The 17,785-nt window shown below is 46.0% G+C and carries 20 protein-coding genes; 1 reads left to right on the top strand and 19 read right to left on the bottom strand.

Features of this window, described 5'->3' with window-relative positions; all coding sequences use genetic code 11:
* Positions 1–8: 8 nt before the first annotated feature.
* Positions 9–839 carry a MetQ/NlpA family ABC transporter substrate-binding protein gene (locus tag ACKTRM_RS04745; protein ID WP_012117153.1) on the bottom strand — a complete coding sequence of 277 codons (831 nt, stop codon included), beginning with the start codon at positions 837–839 and terminating at the stop codon, positions 9–11.
* Positions 840–1,220: 381 nt separating this feature from the next.
* On the opposite strand from ACKTRM_RS04745, the gene cspB reads away from it, so the two are divergent.
* Positions 1,221–1,421, top strand: coding sequence for a cold shock-like protein CspB (gene cspB, locus ACKTRM_RS04740; protein ID WP_003155376.1), 201 nt, complete (start codon positions 1,221–1,223; stop codon positions 1,419–1,421).
* Positions 1,422–1,512: 91 nt separating this feature from the next.
* Here cspB and ACKTRM_RS04735 read toward each other — a convergent pair whose 3' ends face one another.
* The 18 genes from ACKTRM_RS04735 to queG form a co-directional block, all read right to left on the bottom strand.
* Positions 1,513–2,460 (bottom strand): ABC transporter permease, encoded by a 948-nt coding sequence (locus tag ACKTRM_RS04735; protein ID WP_012117152.1) that lies wholly within the window; start codon positions 2,458–2,460, stop codon positions 1,513–1,515.
* A complete protein-coding gene (locus ACKTRM_RS04730) occupies positions 2,453–3,370 on the bottom strand; it encodes an ABC transporter ATP-binding protein (RefSeq protein WP_012117151.1) in 918 nt (305 codons plus the stop codon). Before ACKTRM_RS04730 ends, ACKTRM_RS04735 begins: the two co-directional genes overlap by 8 nt.
* Positions 3,371–4,087, bottom strand: a complete 717-nt coding sequence (locus tag ACKTRM_RS04725) for an ATP-binding cassette domain-containing protein (RefSeq protein WP_017417327.1) — start codon at positions 4,085–4,087, stop codon at positions 3,371–3,373.
* The gene (locus tag ACKTRM_RS04720; RefSeq protein WP_012117149.1) at positions 4,077–4,454 is read right to left on the bottom strand and encodes a GntR family transcriptional regulator; all 378 of its coding nucleotides are present in this window, start codon (positions 4,452–4,454) and stop codon (positions 4,077–4,079) included. The genes ACKTRM_RS04725 and ACKTRM_RS04720 overlap by 11 nt, the downstream gene beginning before the upstream one ends.
* A gap of 2 nt (positions 4,455–4,456) precedes the next feature.
* A complete protein-coding gene (locus ACKTRM_RS04715) occupies positions 4,457–5,224 on the bottom strand; it encodes a hypothetical protein (RefSeq protein WP_012117148.1) in 768 nt (255 codons plus the stop codon).
* 119 nt (positions 5,225–5,343) lie between these two features.
* On the bottom strand, positions 5,344–5,715 hold the full coding sequence (locus tag ACKTRM_RS04710) for a hypothetical protein (protein ID WP_003155385.1): 372 nt from the start codon (positions 5,713–5,715) through the stop codon (positions 5,344–5,346).
* 12 nt (positions 5,716–5,727) lie between these two features.
* Complete coding sequence (locus tag ACKTRM_RS04705; protein WP_003155386.1) at positions 5,728–6,261, bottom strand: NAD(P)H-dependent oxidoreductase; 534 nt, start codon at positions 6,259–6,261, stop codon at positions 5,728–5,730.
* Positions 6,262–6,285: 24 nt separating this feature from the next.
* The gene (locus ACKTRM_RS04700; protein WP_012117147.1) at positions 6,286–7,881 is read right to left on the bottom strand and encodes an MFS transporter; all 1,596 of its coding nucleotides are present in this window, start codon (positions 7,879–7,881) and stop codon (positions 6,286–6,288) included.
* Between the two features lie 40 nt (positions 7,882–7,921).
* The gene (locus ACKTRM_RS04695; protein ID WP_007610259.1) at positions 7,922–8,587 is read right to left on the bottom strand and encodes an HlyD family secretion protein; all 666 of its coding nucleotides are present in this window, start codon (positions 8,585–8,587) and stop codon (positions 7,922–7,924) included.
* Positions 8,588–8,623: 36 nt separating this feature from the next.
* Positions 8,624–9,088: a MarR family transcriptional regulator gene (locus tag ACKTRM_RS04690; protein WP_003155389.1), complete on the bottom strand. Its 465-nt coding sequence runs from the start codon at positions 9,086–9,088 to the stop codon at positions 8,624–8,626.
* Positions 9,089–9,268: 180 nt separating this feature from the next.
* A complete protein-coding gene (yhbH, locus tag ACKTRM_RS04685) occupies positions 9,269–10,453 on the bottom strand; it encodes a sporulation protein YhbH (RefSeq protein WP_012117146.1) in 1,185 nt (394 codons plus the stop codon).
* Between the two features lie 190 nt (positions 10,454–10,643).
* On the bottom strand, positions 10,644–12,539 hold the full coding sequence (prkA, locus tag ACKTRM_RS04680) for a serine/threonine protein kinase PrkA (RefSeq protein ID WP_003155391.1): 1,896 nt from the start codon (positions 12,537–12,539) through the stop codon (positions 10,644–10,646).
* Positions 12,540–12,897: 358 nt separating this feature from the next.
* Positions 12,898–13,608 (bottom strand): hypothetical protein, encoded by a 711-nt coding sequence (locus ACKTRM_RS04675; RefSeq protein ID WP_012117145.1) that lies wholly within the window; start codon positions 13,606–13,608, stop codon positions 12,898–12,900.
* An 11-nt stretch (positions 13,609–13,619) separates the two neighbouring features.
* On the bottom strand, positions 13,620–14,333 hold the full coding sequence (locus ACKTRM_RS04670; RefSeq protein ID WP_012117144.1) for a polymer-forming cytoskeletal protein: 714 nt from the start codon (positions 14,331–14,333) through the stop codon (positions 13,620–13,622).
* Positions 14,324–14,956 carry a YhbD family protein gene (locus tag ACKTRM_RS04665; protein WP_007408428.1) on the bottom strand — a complete coding sequence of 211 codons (633 nt, stop codon included), beginning with the start codon at positions 14,954–14,956 and terminating at the stop codon, positions 14,324–14,326. Before ACKTRM_RS04665 ends, ACKTRM_RS04670 begins: the two co-directional genes overlap by 10 nt.
* Positions 14,957–15,092: 136 nt before the next feature.
* Positions 15,093–15,575, bottom strand: coding sequence for a tRNA (uridine(34)/cytosine(34)/5-carboxymethylaminomethyluridine(34)-2'-O)-methyltransferase TrmL (gene trmL, locus ACKTRM_RS04660; protein WP_101536285.1), 483 nt, complete (start codon positions 15,573–15,575; stop codon positions 15,093–15,095).
* Between the two features lie 36 nt (positions 15,576–15,611).
* Positions 15,612–16,523 (bottom strand): amidase domain-containing protein, encoded by a 912-nt coding sequence (locus tag ACKTRM_RS04655; RefSeq protein ID WP_012117141.1) that lies wholly within the window; start codon positions 16,521–16,523, stop codon positions 15,612–15,614.
* Between the two features lie 75 nt (positions 16,524–16,598).
* Positions 16,599–17,759, bottom strand: coding sequence for a tRNA epoxyqueuosine(34) reductase QueG (queG, locus tag ACKTRM_RS04650; RefSeq protein WP_015239452.1), 1,161 nt, complete (start codon positions 17,757–17,759; stop codon positions 16,599–16,601).
* Between the last annotated feature and the right edge of the window lie 26 nt (positions 17,760–17,785).

Below are 17,785 nucleotides of genomic sequence, written 5' to 3'. Positions count from 1 at the left end.
AGAGGAAATCATTCTTTCTTTTCAGTGAGAAAGCCGCCCCTCAGGAAAACAGGAATCAGGCTGCCCTCATATTCTTTTTCAATAAACGCCGCGGTATCATCTGATTGATACAAAGACAGGAGTTTTTGCATCCGTTCATCATCTTTATCCTCAGCCCTGACGGCGATCAGATGAATATACGCTTCCTTCATTTGCGCCGATCGGATCAGCGCGTCCTTCTCCGCATGAAATCCTGCTCTTTTCGCCTCGCTTTGACTGAGAACTGCTGCGTCAGCATGTTCCGCCGCCTGATAGGCGTTCTTTTTTGTTTCCGTTTTTAAGGTCAGATGCTTCGGGTTGTCCTTGATCATATCAGTTGAACCCGTACCGGTGAATCCCTTTTTCAATGTCATCAGTCCGGCCTCCTGCATGAGAAAAAGCGCCCTGCCGAAGGCCGCCGCTTCACCAGGCACGGCAATGACCGCTCCGTCCGGTATATCCTTCAGCCGTTTATGTTGCTTGGAATACACCCCCAGCGATGCCGCATATGTCGTTCCTAAAGGAGCCAGCTTCTTTTTCACATGAGGCGGCAAAGATTGAAAATAAGAAACGGATTGAAACGCATTGGCGTCGAGATCCCCGCCGGCAAGCGCCAAATCGGCCTCGGCATAATCCGAAAACGTTACCAAAGAGAGCTGCAATCCTTCCTCACCGGCTTTTTTCGCGACAAACTCCCAGATCGATTGATCAGATTCATTGATTCCGATAGTAATTGTCCGGTTCCCGTCAGGATAATGACATGAAGTAAGTGACATGATCAAAATGAAAAGAAACAGACTGTTTATAAGCCGCAGGTTCAAGTTGACCTACTCCCTATCTATTTTTATGTACAGAGGCTGCACCATGGTATTCGGGCTCATGATTACATACAATACCGATTAAAAAAGGGTTGTCAATTGCTTCCTTAAGAGGCTGCAAAGCGGTTTTTATCAGCTGAAAATGGGCTGTTCTAGTCTCAAATCAGATTTCCGTATCAGAGCGTTCTCCTCTTAAAACATGTTATTTCGAAAAAAGTTACATTTAGCAGTTGTTTTTTCTTCGAATTACTGGTAGAGTAAAGGTAATTATTTTTGTTCGAACTATCTTTAAGAAGAAAGTTTTGTAAGAGTTTTCGTCTTGGAAGTTTGTTTTAGAGCAAGAATAGTGAATTTAAGCGTTATGTCGCTTTAGGAGGAAATTTCATGTTAGAAGGTAAAGTAAAATGGTTCAACTCTGAAAAAGGATTCGGATTCATCGAAGTAGAAGGTCAAGACGATGTATTCGTTCACTTCTCTGCTATTCAAGGCGAAGGCTTCAAAACTTTAGAAGAAGGCCAATCTGTTTCTTTCGAAATCGTTGAAGGAAACCGCGGACCACAAGCTGCTAACGTAACAAAAGCATAAATTGTTTAAAAACCCTGCCGGTGTACGCCGGCAGGGTTTTTTTCATCTAAAACGAAAAGCTGTTTTGCAAAGGCAAAACAGCTTTTTTATATCAGGTGGCAATATCGCGTTTTAAGAAGACGCCGAATGCGAGCGCCAGAAAAATAACGAAGTAAATCACAAGCATCACAACCGAAAATGTCATCGTCATCCCCTCTACTAAAGGAGTCCCGTTCATATATTGAGACAAATCCGTATTGGCGAATAAAATATATTTGGTCCATTCAAATTTCGTGGCAAGAAATACAGTCGCCGTGTTTCCCATAACCAATAGAAAAATAGAAAATCCGACCGCTAATGAGCTGTTCCGGAATACCGCAGACAGCATAAACGCCATCGTCGCAAGCATAAAAGCGGAGACAGATTCATAGACATATGTTTTAGCGAGGAAGGCGATGATATTTTGCTCAAAAACCTGGCCGTCTTTGTATACGAGATGAACATCAGCCGCAGTATCTCCCCCTGTACCGAAAAAGACCAATCCCAACAGAGCGGAGCCGGCAAATAAAATCACAAGCATCAGCAGTCCGAACAGCAGCACCGTCATATATTTAGATAGCAAAATCTGAAAACGGCTGAGCGGACGGATGGCAAGCAGCTTGATCGTGCCCCAGTTGAACTCATTCGCCACAATGCCTGCGGCAATGATAATCGTAAACAGCCCGGTCAAAACAGTCATCATCGAAGAATCAGCTACGTATGACCACACTGTGTACCCTGTATCCTCAGGGATGTTATGATCCATACGGTATTGATTTATCGCGACATTCTGTTTCAGGTTATCAATGAGCGTCTGGTTTCCGGTTTCCTTCATCTGCTGTTTCATTTCTTTGTTTTCGGCCTGGAGCTCCTGTTTCCAATTCGGACTGGCTTCGCTCGAGGTGAAATGGTTTGACAGAAGCGCAAAACCGATCATCGAAACGCCTAAAATTACAATCATAGCCCACGTGCCGACGCGGCTGAAAATTTTTATCCATTCATTATAGATCAGCTTAAACATATTGAACCTCCTCTTTCGTCCCGCCGGTAATCTCCAAGAAACGGTCTTCCAAAGATTTTGTCATGATTTTCACTTCATATAAGCGGATGTTTTCACGGACGAGCAGTGAAATCACATCAGGCACTTCCTGTTTTGACAGCTTGATCTCAATGCCGTTTGTCTTCTTCACACAGTCAAACTGACTCAGAACGGCAAGAGCCTCTTCTCTTTGTTCAATATGGAAGAAGTATGTATCTTTATCCTCTTTTCCTTCATCCCTTACTTTTTGAATATCGACAAGCTCCCCTTTTTGCAGAATGCCGATTCGGTCGCACATTAACTCCATTTCTGACAGCAGATGGCTTGAGACGATGACAGCCATTCCTTTTTCACGTGTCAGCTTTTTCAGATGGTCCCTGATTTCCCTGATGCCCGCGGGATCAAGGCCGTTTGTCGGTTCATCCAGAATCAGCACCTTAGGATTATGCAGCAGGCTTTGGGCGAGGCCGAGACGCTGTCTCATTCCGAGAGAGTAGGTTTTTACTTTGTCATGTATTCTGTCCTGCAACCCGACGAGCTCGATGACCTCATCTATTTTTTCTTTCGTAACGCCTTTTACCATCCTTGCGTACTGCTGTAAATTTTTATAACCGCTCAGGAATTTGTACAGCTCCGGGTTTTCCACGATGGCTCCGACGTGCCTGACCGCTTTTGCATAGTTTTTCGTAATGGATTCCCCGCAGATTACGATGTCTCCCTGAGACAGTTTCATTAATCCGACCATCATTCTGATCGTAGTGGTTTTCCCCGCTCCATTCGGCCCTAAAAATCCAAACACTTCGCCCGCCCGGACGGAGAAGCTCAGATCATGAATAATCGTTCGTCCTTTTATCGTTTTCTTTACCTGTTGCAGTTCTAATACCGTTTCCAATTAGAATCCCCCTTCTATTTCGTGCGCCTGCATGACGCTTCTGTACCATTGCAGCACGGACATTCCTTCCTGTTCCCGAATTTCTTCGACCTCGCGCCGTTCAGCGATTTTCCCTTTTATGAAAACCATCACTTCGTCTAACAGCGTCTCTATCTCGCCGATCTCATGCGTGGCGATGACGACGATCTGGCTGTCAAAATCAATATAAGATACGAGACTGTTGACAATCGATTCTCTGACCGCCGGATCAAGACCTGAAAACGGCTCATCCAGCAGAATGACGGATGCTTTTCTCGACAGGGCCAAAACGATTTTCAGCCTGCCCCGGCTGCCTTTGGACAGCTCTTTTATCTTCTGCTTCGCTGAAAGATTCATTTCCGTTAATAGGTTATGTGCTTTTTCCAGCTGAAAATCCGGGAATTGCGAATGATAAAATGTGAGCATATCACCGACGGTCGTCCGGGCGGAAAACATATCATGTTCGGTTAAATAAGCCGTACGAAACAGCATGTTCCTGCTTACTGCGCAGTCTCCGATCCGGACGGCGCCCGAGGTCGGGAACGCAAGCCCGGCAAGCATTTTAAGCGTTGTTGATTTACCGCTTCCGTTCGGCCCTAAAATTCCGTAGATTTTACCCGGAGACAATGAAAATGATACATCGCTGACCGCGAGCCTGCGGCCGTATTTTTTTGTTACGCGTTCAAAATCAAGATTCATCGTTTGCTTCCTCCGCATATTGTTTGATCCCGTCGATCATTTCCTCAGGAGATAGCCCCAGCTCCGCCATTTCCTGAATAAAGCGTTTGAAAACGTCTTTAGTCAGCCTGTCTTTCAGCTCCGCTTTCAGATCGGACCTTTCCGCTATAAAGGTTCCCTGTCCTCTTCTCGTCTCCACGATCCCCAGCCTTTCCATTTCACTGTACGTTCTTTGTATCGTATTCGGATTCACTTTCATCTGTACGGCCATCTCCCTTACGGACGGCAGTTTGTCCCCCGGTGAAAGCTCACTTCGGATCAGCCGGTAATATACACGATCGGCAATCTGCAGATAAATCGGCTTGGATGACTGAAATTCATTCTCCATCATTACACCTCAACCTTTCGATTCAGCAGCATAGAGGCCAGCGCGAGACAGAGCGCCGCAAGCACGATCACTGCCAGGAAGCTGAAAAGCGAGATGTGGACAGCCTTCAGCTCCACCGTCCAGCCGGTCAATTTTGTATAGTGAAAATCAAAATCCGCATACACTTTTACCGGCCATAAATCATGTTGAGATGAAGTGAAAGGCGTAATGATTTTATCGTCAATATAGGTCCAGACAAACGCAAGCACGATGCAGATCACCCAACGGAGGACGGGAACATGTTTTAATGAGTGAAAAACAGTCCAAAAGACGGCCACGATCACAGATAAATACGCTGAACTGATCAGCAGGTAAGCATTCAGTCCGGTTAATGTGCCGGCCAGGGGAATGGTGTGTTCCAGCGCTCCTTTTGCAGAAAGCATCCGGTACATCCAAATGCCGTAACCGGTCAGCGCCAGCTGCCCGATCAACTGATACAGCAGTGAGGCCGTCAGCTTGGAAGCCAGCAGATAAAATCCTCCATTCGGATTGTAAAGCCACAGCTGATTTTTTCCTTCTTTATGAAGGTGATAGTACATAAAAAGCGGCGCTACAAGAAATTGAAAAAACCCCATTGCCGTAAAAAAGCCGAAAATGACGAGCGGTTCTTTCTGACGGGCAGCGATGACGTGGGCTGCAAACGCCCAGCAAATCATGCCGCAAAGCCACACCGCGAGCCAAATCCATGAAACTTTCGCATCTTTTTTCAGCAAACCTAAAAACGATGTCATTCTTTCTCTCTCCATTCGGATCAAGTGTATGAGTAACATAGTACACTAGATCATCACGTATTACAATATCTTCAATAAAAAAAAGACAAATCCGCTCTTACGCAGATTTGCCTTTTCAATTACTTCTTTTTGTTTTTTAAGGAGAGCAGCGCATCACGATAGCTGCTATCCTGCATTTTACCGCCGCTATCAGGATCGTTTGGTTCCTGATCCGTCTCAGAAGTCTTAAACTTCTGAAGCGCCTGACGGTACACATCATCGCCCATTGTATTCTTTTTCTCACGGGGAGATTCAGATTTTACAACGACTGGAGCATGCTCGGCTGAGCGCTCCTCGGCCGGATCATGCTTTTCCGGCTGTTCGGCTGTAGTGCCGATCGCTTCTCTCTTTTCTTCTTTGACATCCTGTCCTGCAGAAGTGCTGCGGACATTGAATGTGATAAGAAGTGCAATCACAATGACAGCAGCAATAACCGCTATAATAATGGCCATATAACCCTCTCCTTACTGTCGTCCGGCAGTTAGATTACCTGTGACTTGGCTGACACGTCTGCCAAGCGCACGGCCTAATTGAAGGCCTTCTTCCGTCATCAGCACATCGCTGTCAACCGGGCATGTGACGCCCGCGCCGTAGTAAGAACCGTACAGCGCGTTTTCAGGAACGTTGCCGGGAAGTCCGACAACAATCATGCCTTGGTGAAACATAGGAGTGATCAGATTGTGCATTGTCATTTCTAATCCGCCATGTGTTGTCGCCGTCGTACAGAATACGGCGCCGACTTTATCAATCAGCTCGCCTTCAGCCCACAGATAGCCGAGTCTGTCGATCCACGCTTTTAAGCCTGAACTGATGGTGCCAAAGTGTCCCGGGCATCCCCAGATAATGGCATCCATGTCTTTCAGCTTGCGGATGTCTGCTTGATCGACATGGTCGATCAGGACTTCAGCCTCAGCGTTTTCTCGTGCTCCTTCGGCAATGGCTTCAGCAAGGTGTTTTGTATGTTCGCCTTCACTATCGTACACTACGTAAATTTTCATTCAGGAAACCTCCCATTCAGATGATTAAGATTCCTTCACTTCTTTAGGGGCCGGAAGCAATGACAGCTCCTCTTTTTTCTTCGCCCGCTGTTTGTCTTTCCGTACGTCACGCAAGAACAGGCTCAGGACTACGCCGATAACCGCAAAGATCGTCGCCCACATAAACGCGTCATTAATCCCCATAACGTTGGAATTAAGTGAAGCTGTTTTGTAGAGATAAGAATAAACGGTTTGTTTCGCCGCATCAAGCGACATGTTCATGTTGACCATTAAATTCGAAACCGCGCTTTGGAACGACTGCATGAAGCTTGGATCAGCCGTGCTTGTTTTATCCGCAATCTGCGAATAGTGCATTGTCGTACGGTTCGTATAAATCGTTGTGATCAAACTTGTTCCGATTGAACCGCTGATCTGGCGGAGCGTGTTGCTCATCGCCGTGCCGTGGCTGTTCAACCGTGCCGGAAGCTGGTTCATTCCGGCTGTCATAACAGGCATCATTAACAGTGACATACCGAATGCGCGGATGGCATAGACAAGCATAATGTGCGTGTAAGGTGTGTCAATTGTCAATTTTGTGTACTGGAATGTCGTTGCGACCGTGATGATCAGCCCGATAATCGCAAGCGGTCTCGGACCGATTTTGTCAAACAGAATACCGGAAATCGGTGACATGATCAGCATGACAATCGCGCCCGGCAATAGCAAGAGGCCCGATTGCAGCGCCGTAAAGCCGACTAAGTTCTGCAGGTAAATCGGAAGCAGGAACATTCCTGTGTAAAGCGCAACGGTAATAATGATGTTAATCACACTGGAAAGTGAGAAAATATCATATTTAAATACCCGGAAGTCGAGCATCGGTTTTTCAGAGCGCAATTGCTGAATGACAAACGCGGCAATCGCGATGACACCGACAATGACGGTAGACAGCACGATCGGATCTCCCCAGCCGTCGCTGCCCGCTTCACTGACTCCGTAAAGCAATGAGGCAAATCCGACAATGGATAGAATCGCACCCAAGCTGTCGAGTTTGATTTTTTGCGGTTCCACTAAGTTCTTAAAGAGGAAGAACGCTATGATAATAACGATTGCCCCGATCGGAACAAGGCCGTAGAACATAATGCGCCATGTGTAATGCTCGATGATCCAGCCGGAAAGAGTCGGTCCGACCGCCGGAGCAAACATCATCGCAAGACCGAAAATCCCCATTCCTTTCCCCCTGCTTTCAGGCGGGAAGATAAGCAGAATGGTTGTCATGACCAGCGGCTGCAGGATACCGCCGCCGACCGCCTGAATTAACCGGCCGATCAGCATGGTTGAGAAGTTAGGCGCGATTCCGCAGACTAACGTTCCCGCTGTAAAACAGAACATGGCTACGAGAAAGAGGCTTCTCTGTCCGAACCGGGTAATTAAGAACGCAGATAACGGAATCAAAACACCGTTGACCAGCATGTATCCGGTCGTAAGCCACTGAATCGTCGTCGCACTCACACCGAACTCGGTCATTAAGTGCGGCATCGCCACGTTAAGAAGCGTTTGGTTCAAGATCGCCAGGAATAACCCGGCCATAAGCACAATAAGCAATGTTTTAGGACTTTTTACTTGATTATCTGATTTAGCCACCTAAGACAACCTCCCTTCATGGTTTGATGACTGATCTGTATTATTCAGAGATTTTTACAGATGCGTTCATACCAGGAAGCACCTTGTCAGATGGGTTGCTGAGTGAAATTTTAACAGGAACTTTTTGCGTTACTTTTGTGTAGTTGCCGCTTGAGTTTGAAGAAGGCAGCATATCAAATGTTGAATTTGTCGCATAACCGATTTCTTCTACTGTTCCGTCAAATGTTGTATTAGGGTCGCCGTCAACAATTACGTCTACTTTGTTTCCTACTTCAATGTCTCTAATGTCTGTTTCTTTAATGTTTGCAGTGATGTAAAGGTGTTTCATGTCAATTTCCTGGGCAATTGTCGTACCGGCTTGCACCATTTGGCCGTTTTTCACTTCGTTTTTCACGATTGTTCCATCCATGATGGCTTTTACGTCAGCATTTTGCTGTCCTTTGATTTTTGCAACAACGTCGTTTTTGCTTACTTCTTTCCCCTCATCAAGGTTCCAGTCAGTTACTTTACCCGCAGCAGGAGCTGTGATAGCAGCCATGTCACCGGCAACTTTTGCTTCATCGGTTTTTACATAGTGTGTGCTTTGATAATAGTAGTAAGCACCTCCGCCTATAATTGCAAGAACAACAATCAAACCGATAATGTTGGTCAGAATTAAACGTCCTCTGTTCATTTTGTTTTCTCCTTTCGTTTCTTCCTCTATCATTTTGTGGAATGATGATAAAAATATGTGGGGATTTTTTTATTTTCCGTTTTTCACTGCACAGCCGTTTGCAAGCTTCGTTAAACTTTCCGCAAGCTTGCGCAGGTACTGCAGTTCAGCGGTATTGAGCTGCCGGTATAAGACCGCCGCTTTTTCGGCATATTGAACAGCAGCTTTCTTTAGAAGTTCTTCCCCCTCTTCGGTTAACTGAATCATAACAACACGCCGGTCGTCGTGATAGTCGCTCCGAACCATTAGGCGGCGCTTATACAGAATATCGGTCATTCTCGTGACAGACGCCGGTTTCAGATCAAGCGACAAAGCCAGCCTTGAAAGCTGCGTGCTTTTGCTCTTATGTATTTTGAACATCAGCAGATACTGCAGCACTGTAATATCAAAAGGTTCAAGAACTGTCTCCAGAATCATTTTCTGCTTTTTGTAAATCGATCTGGAAGTATCAAACAGTTGTTCAAAACTGAGCAAAGCGAGCTCTGATTCAATCACCGTATTTTCACCTCATTCCCTTAATAATAGTTCACAAGATAAAATATTAATAAATGAAAGAAGGTTTGTAAAGAGAAAAGTTTCATTTTTTAAGGATTTTTTTTATGCCGTTTTTTCTCTTTATTTTTAATTTAAAAAAGCCGGGTGAAGAACCGCGGCCGCACGATTCTTCACTCGGCTTTATATTTCATACGATGCTTTGCTTACACCGGATTCCTCATTTTTAAAAAAGCTTTTCAGCGCTTGAAATACGTCTGATTTCTGTTTCAGGATGTAGTATTTAAATTTATCATCTTTGACATTTTTATAGGCGGACATGAGGGTGGAATGCCTGTTATATTGATTGACCTCACCGTAACAGAACAGATTCGATTTTTTCATGATGTCATTGACGAGCTTTACGCACCGGGCGTTATCCGAAGTCAGGTTATCTCCGTCTGAAAAATGAAACGGATAGATGTTGTAGCGGGCGGGGTCATATTTTTCATCAATTAATTCAAGAGACTTCCGGTAAACGGAGGAACAGATGGTGCCCCCGCTCTCGCCTTTCGAGAAAAAATCTTCTTCCGACACAACCTTCGCTTCCGTATGGTGGGCGATAAATTCGATATCAACCGTTTCATACTTTGTCCGTAAAAATCGTGTCATCCAAAAAAAGAAGCTCCTCGCCATATACTTTTCCCATACGCCCATCGAACCGCTTGTATCCATCATCGCTAAAACGACAGCTTTCGATTCCGGCTTCGTCACATCATTCCATGTTTTGTATTTCAGATCTTCCGGATAAATAGGGTAAAACGACGGCTTGCCTGTCATGGCGTTTCGTTTATAGGCCGACAGCATCGTCCTTTTCTTATCGATATTCCCTGTCAGCCCGGTTTTCCGGATATCATTGAACTCGATATCGGTATGGACGATATTGTCCCTTTCCTTTTGCTGCAGATTCGGCAGTTCTAATTCCTGAAACAGCGCTTCTTCCAGATCCATCAATGAAACTTCCGCTTCATAATAATCCTCGCCTGCCTGATCGCCTGCTCCCTGGCCTTTTCCAGCACCCTGCTTTTTATCTGCGCCGTCTCTTGCCACGACATCGCCGACTTCGCTGTCGCCGTCGCCTTGGCCGACATGTTTATTTTTATCATAGTTATAACGGATTTTATATTCATCAAGCGAACGAATCGGGATTTTCACGACATCTTTTCCGTTGGACATAATAATGCTTTCCTCAGTGACAAGATCCGGAAGGTTGTTTTTTATCGCTTCCTGTACTTTCTTTTGGTGGCGCTGCTGGTCGTCAAAGCCTTTGCGATGGAGGGACCAGTCTTCCTCTGAAATCAAAAAATTTCCGCTGTCATTACGGGACATGAATTCCCCTCCTTAACCGTTATGGTCGTTTTACATGTGTATTCCGGCTTGGTCCTGTTTATGAAACAAGTCCGGCGAAAAGATTTATTTTTATCTTATGCCGGCCGGACTCTCCAATTGACAAACAATTGCGAAAAACAGACAAAAGAACCCGTCCTTTTACAGACGGGCCTCTCAATGAAATCAAACATCAGCGGTTTAACAAGCTTCCGACATACTTCAGCAGTTCATTAGCGCTAGTCGAATTATAGCCGTGTTCATCTATTAACCTTGCCACTACCTCATTGACCTTTTTAAGCTGCTGCTCATCCGGCGTTTTGGTTGAGGTCGTAATTTTCACCACATCTTTTAAGTCTGCGAACAGCTTTTTCTGAATCGCTTCGCGGAGTCTTTCGTGCGAATTATAGTCAAAGCGTTTTCCTTTTCTTGCATAGGCGGATATGCGGATTAAAATTTCTTCGCGGAACGCTTTTTTCGCGTTTTCTGAAATGCCGATCTGCTCTTCAATGGATCTCATCAGTTTTTCGTCAGGATTCATTTCTTCACCCGTCAGCGGGTCGCGGAGCTTATTTTTATTGCAGTACGCTTCCACATTATCTAAATAATTGTCCATGAGAGTTTTAGCGGATTCTTCATATGAATAGACGAACGCCTTCTGCACTTCTTTTTTAGCGATGTCATCGTACTCTTTCCTGGCGGCGGAAATAAAATTCATATACCGCTCTTTGTCCTCGGCGGAGATCGACGGATGCTGGTCAAGTCCTTCTTTTAAGGAACGCAGCACGTCAAGCGAATTGATCGATTCCATATTTTTTCTGATAATTGTTGAGGAAATGCGGTTGATGACATAGCGCGGGTCAATTCCGCTCATTCCTTCATCATGGAATTCCTTCTTCATATCCTCCAGATCAACGGAATTGTAACCTTCAACGCTTTCTCCGTCATAGAGCCTCATTTTTTTGACGAGATCAATATCAGAGCGGTTCGGTTCCTTCAGCCTGGTCAAAATAGAAAACATCGCGGCCACTTTTAATGTATGGGGGGCGATGTGTACGTCAGAAACATCACTTTCAGAAATCATTTTTTCATAAATCCGTTCTTCCTCTGACACCTTTAAATTATAAGGAACAGGCATCACGATGATCCTGGAGTGAAGGGCTTCATTTTTCTTATTGGCAATAAACGAGCGGTACTCCGTTTCGTTCGTATGCGCAACAACCAATTCGTCGGCTGAGATGAGCGCAAACCGTCCGGCTTTGAAATTCCCTTCCTGCGTGAGTGACAGAAGGTGCCACAGAAATTTTTCATCGCATTTCAGCATTTCCTGAAACTCCATCATTCCGCGGTTCGCTTTATTTAATTCACCGTCAAACCGATAAGCGCGCGGATCTGATTCTGAGCCGTATTCGGCAATCGTTGAAAAATCAATACTCCCCGTCAAGTCGGCGATATCCTGTGATTTCGGGTCAGACGGGCTGAAGGTTCCGATTCCGGTACGTTTATCCTCCGAGAAGAATATACGTTCAACCTTTACATCCTCAATTCTGCCGCCGTACTCTTCTTCAAGCCGCATGACATTAAGCGGAGAAAGGCTGCCCTCAATTCTGATGCCGTATTCTCTGTAGAAGTCGTCGCGCAGATGATGGGGAATGAGATGGAGAGGATCTTCATGCATCGGGCAGCCTTTAATGGCGTAAACAGCGCCGTTGTCTGTCAATGAGTAGGCTTCAAGCCCTTTTTTCAACATGGTGACAAGAGTTGACTTTCCGCCGCTGACGGGTCCCATCAATAGTAAAATCCGTTTTCTTACATCGAGCCGCTTGGCAGCCGGGTGAAAGTATTCCTCCACGAGCCGTTCCAGAGATTCCTCAAGGCCGAACAGCTCCCGCGAGAAAAAGCTGTATGTCTTTTTACCGTCATCCTCCTCGATTCCGCTGTCTTTTATCATATTAAAAACGCGAGAATGAGCAGACTGCGCGACCAATGGATTTTCTTTTATGATCTCCAAATAATCAGCGAACGTCCCTTCCCATTTGAGACGCTGCTCTTCCTCTCTGTACTTTTCAATTTTCTTTAATATATCCATAAGAACCTCCTCTATCATGGTTAATGCACTAGAAATAAGGTACTTTGTTACAATCTATGCGGTGACGTGATAATACATGCTTTTCGTTTCTTAAAAATAAAGACGTTATAAGGCCGTCATTGACAAGGGTCCGGTGCACCGTTCATAATGAAAGAAATACAGTTTCATCCAGACTCGGACATCAAATGGAAAAGCAAAGAGGAGGAGAAATGATGAAAACGATCATTTTACTTGGGGTCATTCTCACTTTTTTAGTGTCCATTTTTACGGCGGGTTACGACAGCAAACCTGAAAACAAATAACGGCAAAAGGGTGCTCTTCATAAAGAGCACCCTTTCCTGTACAACATAACAATGTTTCATATTTTAATATGTTCTTGGACAGTTGATTTTTCATGAGATTTGCAGCTTGTTTGATACTCGATTTTTCCGATTTTGCAGCCCGGGCCGATTTCCACATGCTTCCCTCTGACGATGTCCGCTTCCGTGTATTCGAGATAAATTGCGTCCCCTTCGATCAATTCAGCAGAAAGCGTGCCGGCTTTCCGTTTAAGAAAACCGGGTTTCCGTCTGACGGTGATCGATGTGCCGCCGATTTCTTTCACGCGGCTTCGGTCATAACGCAAATGGATGTTTATGTCCCCCGCGTTTAACAATCCCGCCACATTGATACATCCTGTTACATGAAGCAGCTCCGTCTCGCAATCGCCGCCGACTGTGAGACTGCCTTTTATATGACACTGCTCTCCCGCGGCCCCGTTGCCAATTTCAGCAAGTCCTTTCAGCCTCATCGTGGCGAAACGCATGGAGCCGCCAACTTTCAATGTGCCGATCACATTTGCTGAACGTGCTGATAAATCTCCTGCAACTTCATGCTCTCCGAAAATTTTCAGCCTGTTGATCTCGGCATCTCCGAGAAAAAGTCCCGTACCGAATATCCGGCAGCGTTCACTTTGAAGTCCTTCGCCGACAGTTCCTTCCCCTTTAATGCTTACATTTTGATAGGAGCCGCCGGAGGCGTGTCCGGCTCCGTACATTTTTAAATGACTCAATTTTTTTGTCGTTTCCATCGCATCTCCTCCTATCGTTTCACGACTTTGTTAACCAAAGCGGAAGGATCACATGTAAAATCGCCGCTGTATTCCACAGTCCCAATGGTGCAGCCTGCGCCGATCCGCACATGATTTCCGCGGACTGTCTTCGCGTTCGTGTCCGCCAATTCAATGATGTCACCTTCAATCAGCTCCGCTGTCAGCACCGGGGCCGGCATCAGTTTAAAACGCGTAAGCACGCTCTTTCTGCTCATCACTTTCAAATGGCGGCAGCCGATCTCTTTCACATGGCTTTCTCCCGCCGTCAGCTTAATACTGACTTCATCGGCATTCAGCAGGCCGCCGATCTTGCATTTGCCTTCCGAACGGAACGTCTCTGTCTCGCAATCGCCTTCAATCCCGGCTTTCCCGGATATGAAAATATCATCAGCTTTCACACCGCCGCCGAAAGATGAAAATCCCGCGACGTTCAGCCGCTCCGTTTTGACATCACCTTTAATGACACCCGTTCCGTTGATACGGATGGATTCAGCTTCGGCACTGCCGGAAATTTTCCCCGAACCGCTGATCGTCAGCGTTTGCGTCTTGACATGTCCGTCTGTTTTTCCGCTGCCGTTAAACAAAAAGCTCGCGCACTCCACATCACCTGACACCGTGCCGCTTCCGTTGATCTCCACTGTATGAAAACGGCCTCCTTTTGAACTTCCTGAACCGTTGATGATTAATTTATCTGTTACTTCCATTGATGGTCCTCCTGCATCCATTTCGTTTTTAATTCTTCCGATGCCGCAGCAAGCGCCACCCGTTCAACCACTTTGACAGTCGGTTCAAATAAAATATGTTCCGCGTCGGCGATGAAGCACGTCGTTACGCCAAGCTTTCGGAGCATGACAAGCTCCGTATTTGCTTTCAGTTCGGAAGCCTCATACGTTTTCAGCACCCCTGCCGCCAATTTTCCTTCCTCAAGGCTGATATTGCCCGATCGCAAAAGTCCTTCAAGCACATATAAAGACAGCAGCGCGCGGGACGTGAATGTCACGCCGTCTTCGCCATAAACTTGCAGCGCGGCTTTTGAAATCAGTCCCTTTTGAAGCAGCTCCGCAGACGTTATATTGACATCAGTCATTTGCGGAGACAGCATTTCTCTCATTTCATCCAAAGACAGATTTTCTTTCATTTTCTGTATTTTTGAGATGCGTTTTAATATTTCCGCTCTCGGAAAAAATGTTTCCTGGCCTGTAAATGTTGATTTTCGGATAAACCATTCTTCAGGAATTAAATTTTTCCGTTTCCAGCGGTACAGCTGCCCGTATGAAATTGATGTTTCTTCCAGCAATTCTTTTTTTGAAATCAGTTGTTCCTCCATGAATCCAGCTCCTTCGATGAATGTATTGTAACATAACACTGTTACGTTGTTAAGCCTGGAATTATAAAAACGCCGTGAACCGCTGCTGTCCGTCTTTTTTATTCAATAAAAAAACGCCCGGATGCGGGCGTTTTTTTCACGTCAAATCTCTGTAATTTTGCTGGCGCAGCGCTTCATATACAAGAATCGCGGCCGTGTTGGACAGGTTTAATGATCTCACATGCTCGGTCATCGGCAGACGCAGGCAGCGGTCCATATTGTTTTCGATCAATTCTTTCGGAAGTCCGCTCGTTTCTCTGCCGAATACGAAGAAAAAGTCTTCCTCCGTATTTGAGTAATCAAATGATGTGTGCGGCTTTTGGCCGAATTTTGTAATGAAGAAAAACTTTCCGTTCTCATATGCCTCAAATAACTCTTCCAATGAATCATGATATACGACCTTGACGAACTCCCAATAATCGAGTCCGGCGCGCTTCAGCATTTTATCATCGGTCGAGAATCCGAGCGGGCGGATCAAATGAAGCGTTGTGTCTGTTGCCGCACAAGTACGTGCGATATTTCCCGTATTGGCCGGGATTTCGGGTTGATATAAAACGACATGTAATGCCACGATGTTCACCTCTGTTTTTTATTCCGCCCACCATTATATCATTAATTACTCTTTTGTCGTATCATCCGTAATATGAAAAAACGCATATCTGATGGAAGGAGTATACGCCGTTGAATCCTCATATGACCAATATCTCATCCTGCTGTCATACGTTTGGGCATTGACAAGCGGCATATTGCTTTTATCTTTCGCGACCACGATCGCCGTATGATTAAAACGGCCGTCCCCTTCAAAATCATAGCAAATGATATCTCCGGGCATCAGTTCTTCGGCTCTTGATACTTGCACCGCGCGAAGCCCTGCCTTGGATTGGGCCAGATACATCTTCATCGAATGCGCGACCGTCCAGCTGTAGCTCCACGAGCTTGCCTTCATCCACCAGCCTGAGCCTCTGTTCGGATGCCCCCGCATCGGTGCTTTTCCGGCATGTAAACATTGGGAAATAAAATTGGTGCAGTTGTCGCTGAAATTTTTATAAGCGGGATTTCGTTTATTCCAAAACTTCTCCGCGTACTGCACGGCAGCCAGACGGTCGTATTGAAACGCCCGCCCGAAATCTTCCCGTTCACTCCGCTCATATTCAATTACGCTGTTTCCGTCAGAAAATCCCGCCGGTTTTTTCTTTACTTCCCGGTCTTTAATCAAAAGCTGATCATAGAGAAATGCAGTCCGTTCCTCAATCTGCTCTTCTAAGTAAAGGTGTCCGTCATGCTCCTTGCACAAATATTCGAAATGAATCGTGTACATGACGCATAACGTGCCGTCGTCCTCAAGGCTGCTTTTGACAATGACGGCTTTTGCCTTCGCTTTCACGATGTCAACTTTCCGTTTTTCAAACAGCTCTTTTTTTCTCGTCAGGACCTCAAGATCGCCGGGCTGCCCATTGTGCCTCATCTCGGTTCCGTTGATTAAATAATGAAGCCGGGCCTCCGCTAAATCTTCAATAATATGCTTCAAGCGCTCCACCCACCATACTGTTTTATAAAGAAAAACACTTGAACTCACGCCAAGTGCTTTTTCTCTATACATATGTCAGGACCGGCCGGTTTTAGTCTTATCAGAAACCGATAACAGCTCCAGTCCCTTTTCAATTTCCCGTATAGCTTCCTCATCCTGCTCCTTTTGAAGCGCTTTTTCTAATTCCCCCGCATAATCAGGATCACCGATTTTCCCGATGGCCCAGGCGGCCGTCCCTCTGATAACGGGGCGCGGATCTTGGTGCATCAAGGCCGTTAATTCCGGAAGAGACGAGGCATCTTTAAAATGAGCCAAAGCTAAAATCGCATTCCGCTGTATCGGCTTCTTGCCGCGCCATGATCCCGATACATGTCCGAATTTTTCTTTGAATTCGCGGTTGCTTATGGTCAAAAGCGGCTTTAACAGCGGCTTTGCGATTTCCGGATCAGGCTCCATCTGCGGATGAAGATGAAAATCTTTCCCTTTATTAATCGGACAGACCGTCTGGCACGTGTCACAGCCATACAGACGGTTTCCGATTTTCGTGCGGAACTCATCCGGCAAAAATCCCTTTGTCTGGGTCAGGAACGAAATACAGCGCTGGGCGTTAAGCTGTCCGGGATTGACGAGCGCGCCGGTCGGACACGCGTCTAAACATTTTGTGCACGTACCGCACATATCTTCAATCGGCACATCCGGTTCAAAGGGCAGATTGGTGATCATTTCAGCCAGATAGACGTAAGAGCCGTATTCAGGCGTGGTGATCATGCAGTTTTTGGCGCTGAAGCCGATTCCCGCCCGTTCAGCCACGGCCCTGTCGGACAATTCTCCTGTATCCACCATTGACTTCGTGCGGATATCCTCATGTTTGCTTTGGAGAAAATTCTCCAGCAGATCAAGCTTTTCCCTCAGCACGTCATGATAATCCTTCCCCCAGGAAGCTCTGCAAAAAATGCCGCGCCGCCCGTCCCTCGTGCTCCTCGGCGCATCTTTCATTTTGGAAGGATAAGCAAGGGCGATGGCGACGATTGATTTGGCTTTCGGGAGAAGCAAAGACGGTGTAACCCGTTTTTCAATATCCGGCTCTTCAAACCCGGATAAATAGCCGAGTGATTCCTGAAGAATCAGCCGGTCCCGCAGACTGTCGAACGTATCAGCCGTCGTAAACCCGATTTTGTCGACTCCTATGCTTTTGGCGTATTCGATTAATTCCTCTTTCAGTTTATGAATATTCATTTTTTGCACAGCCTCCTTTCTTTGTG

This window comes from Bacillus sp. D7-8 (assembly GCF_052055895.1).
Taxonomy (GTDB): Bacteria; Bacillota; Bacilli; order Bacillales; family Bacillaceae; genus Bacillus; species Bacillus velezensis.
The sequence above is the reverse complement of the archived record's forward strand: the minus strand, read 5'-3'. Positions and strand labels throughout refer to the sequence as shown.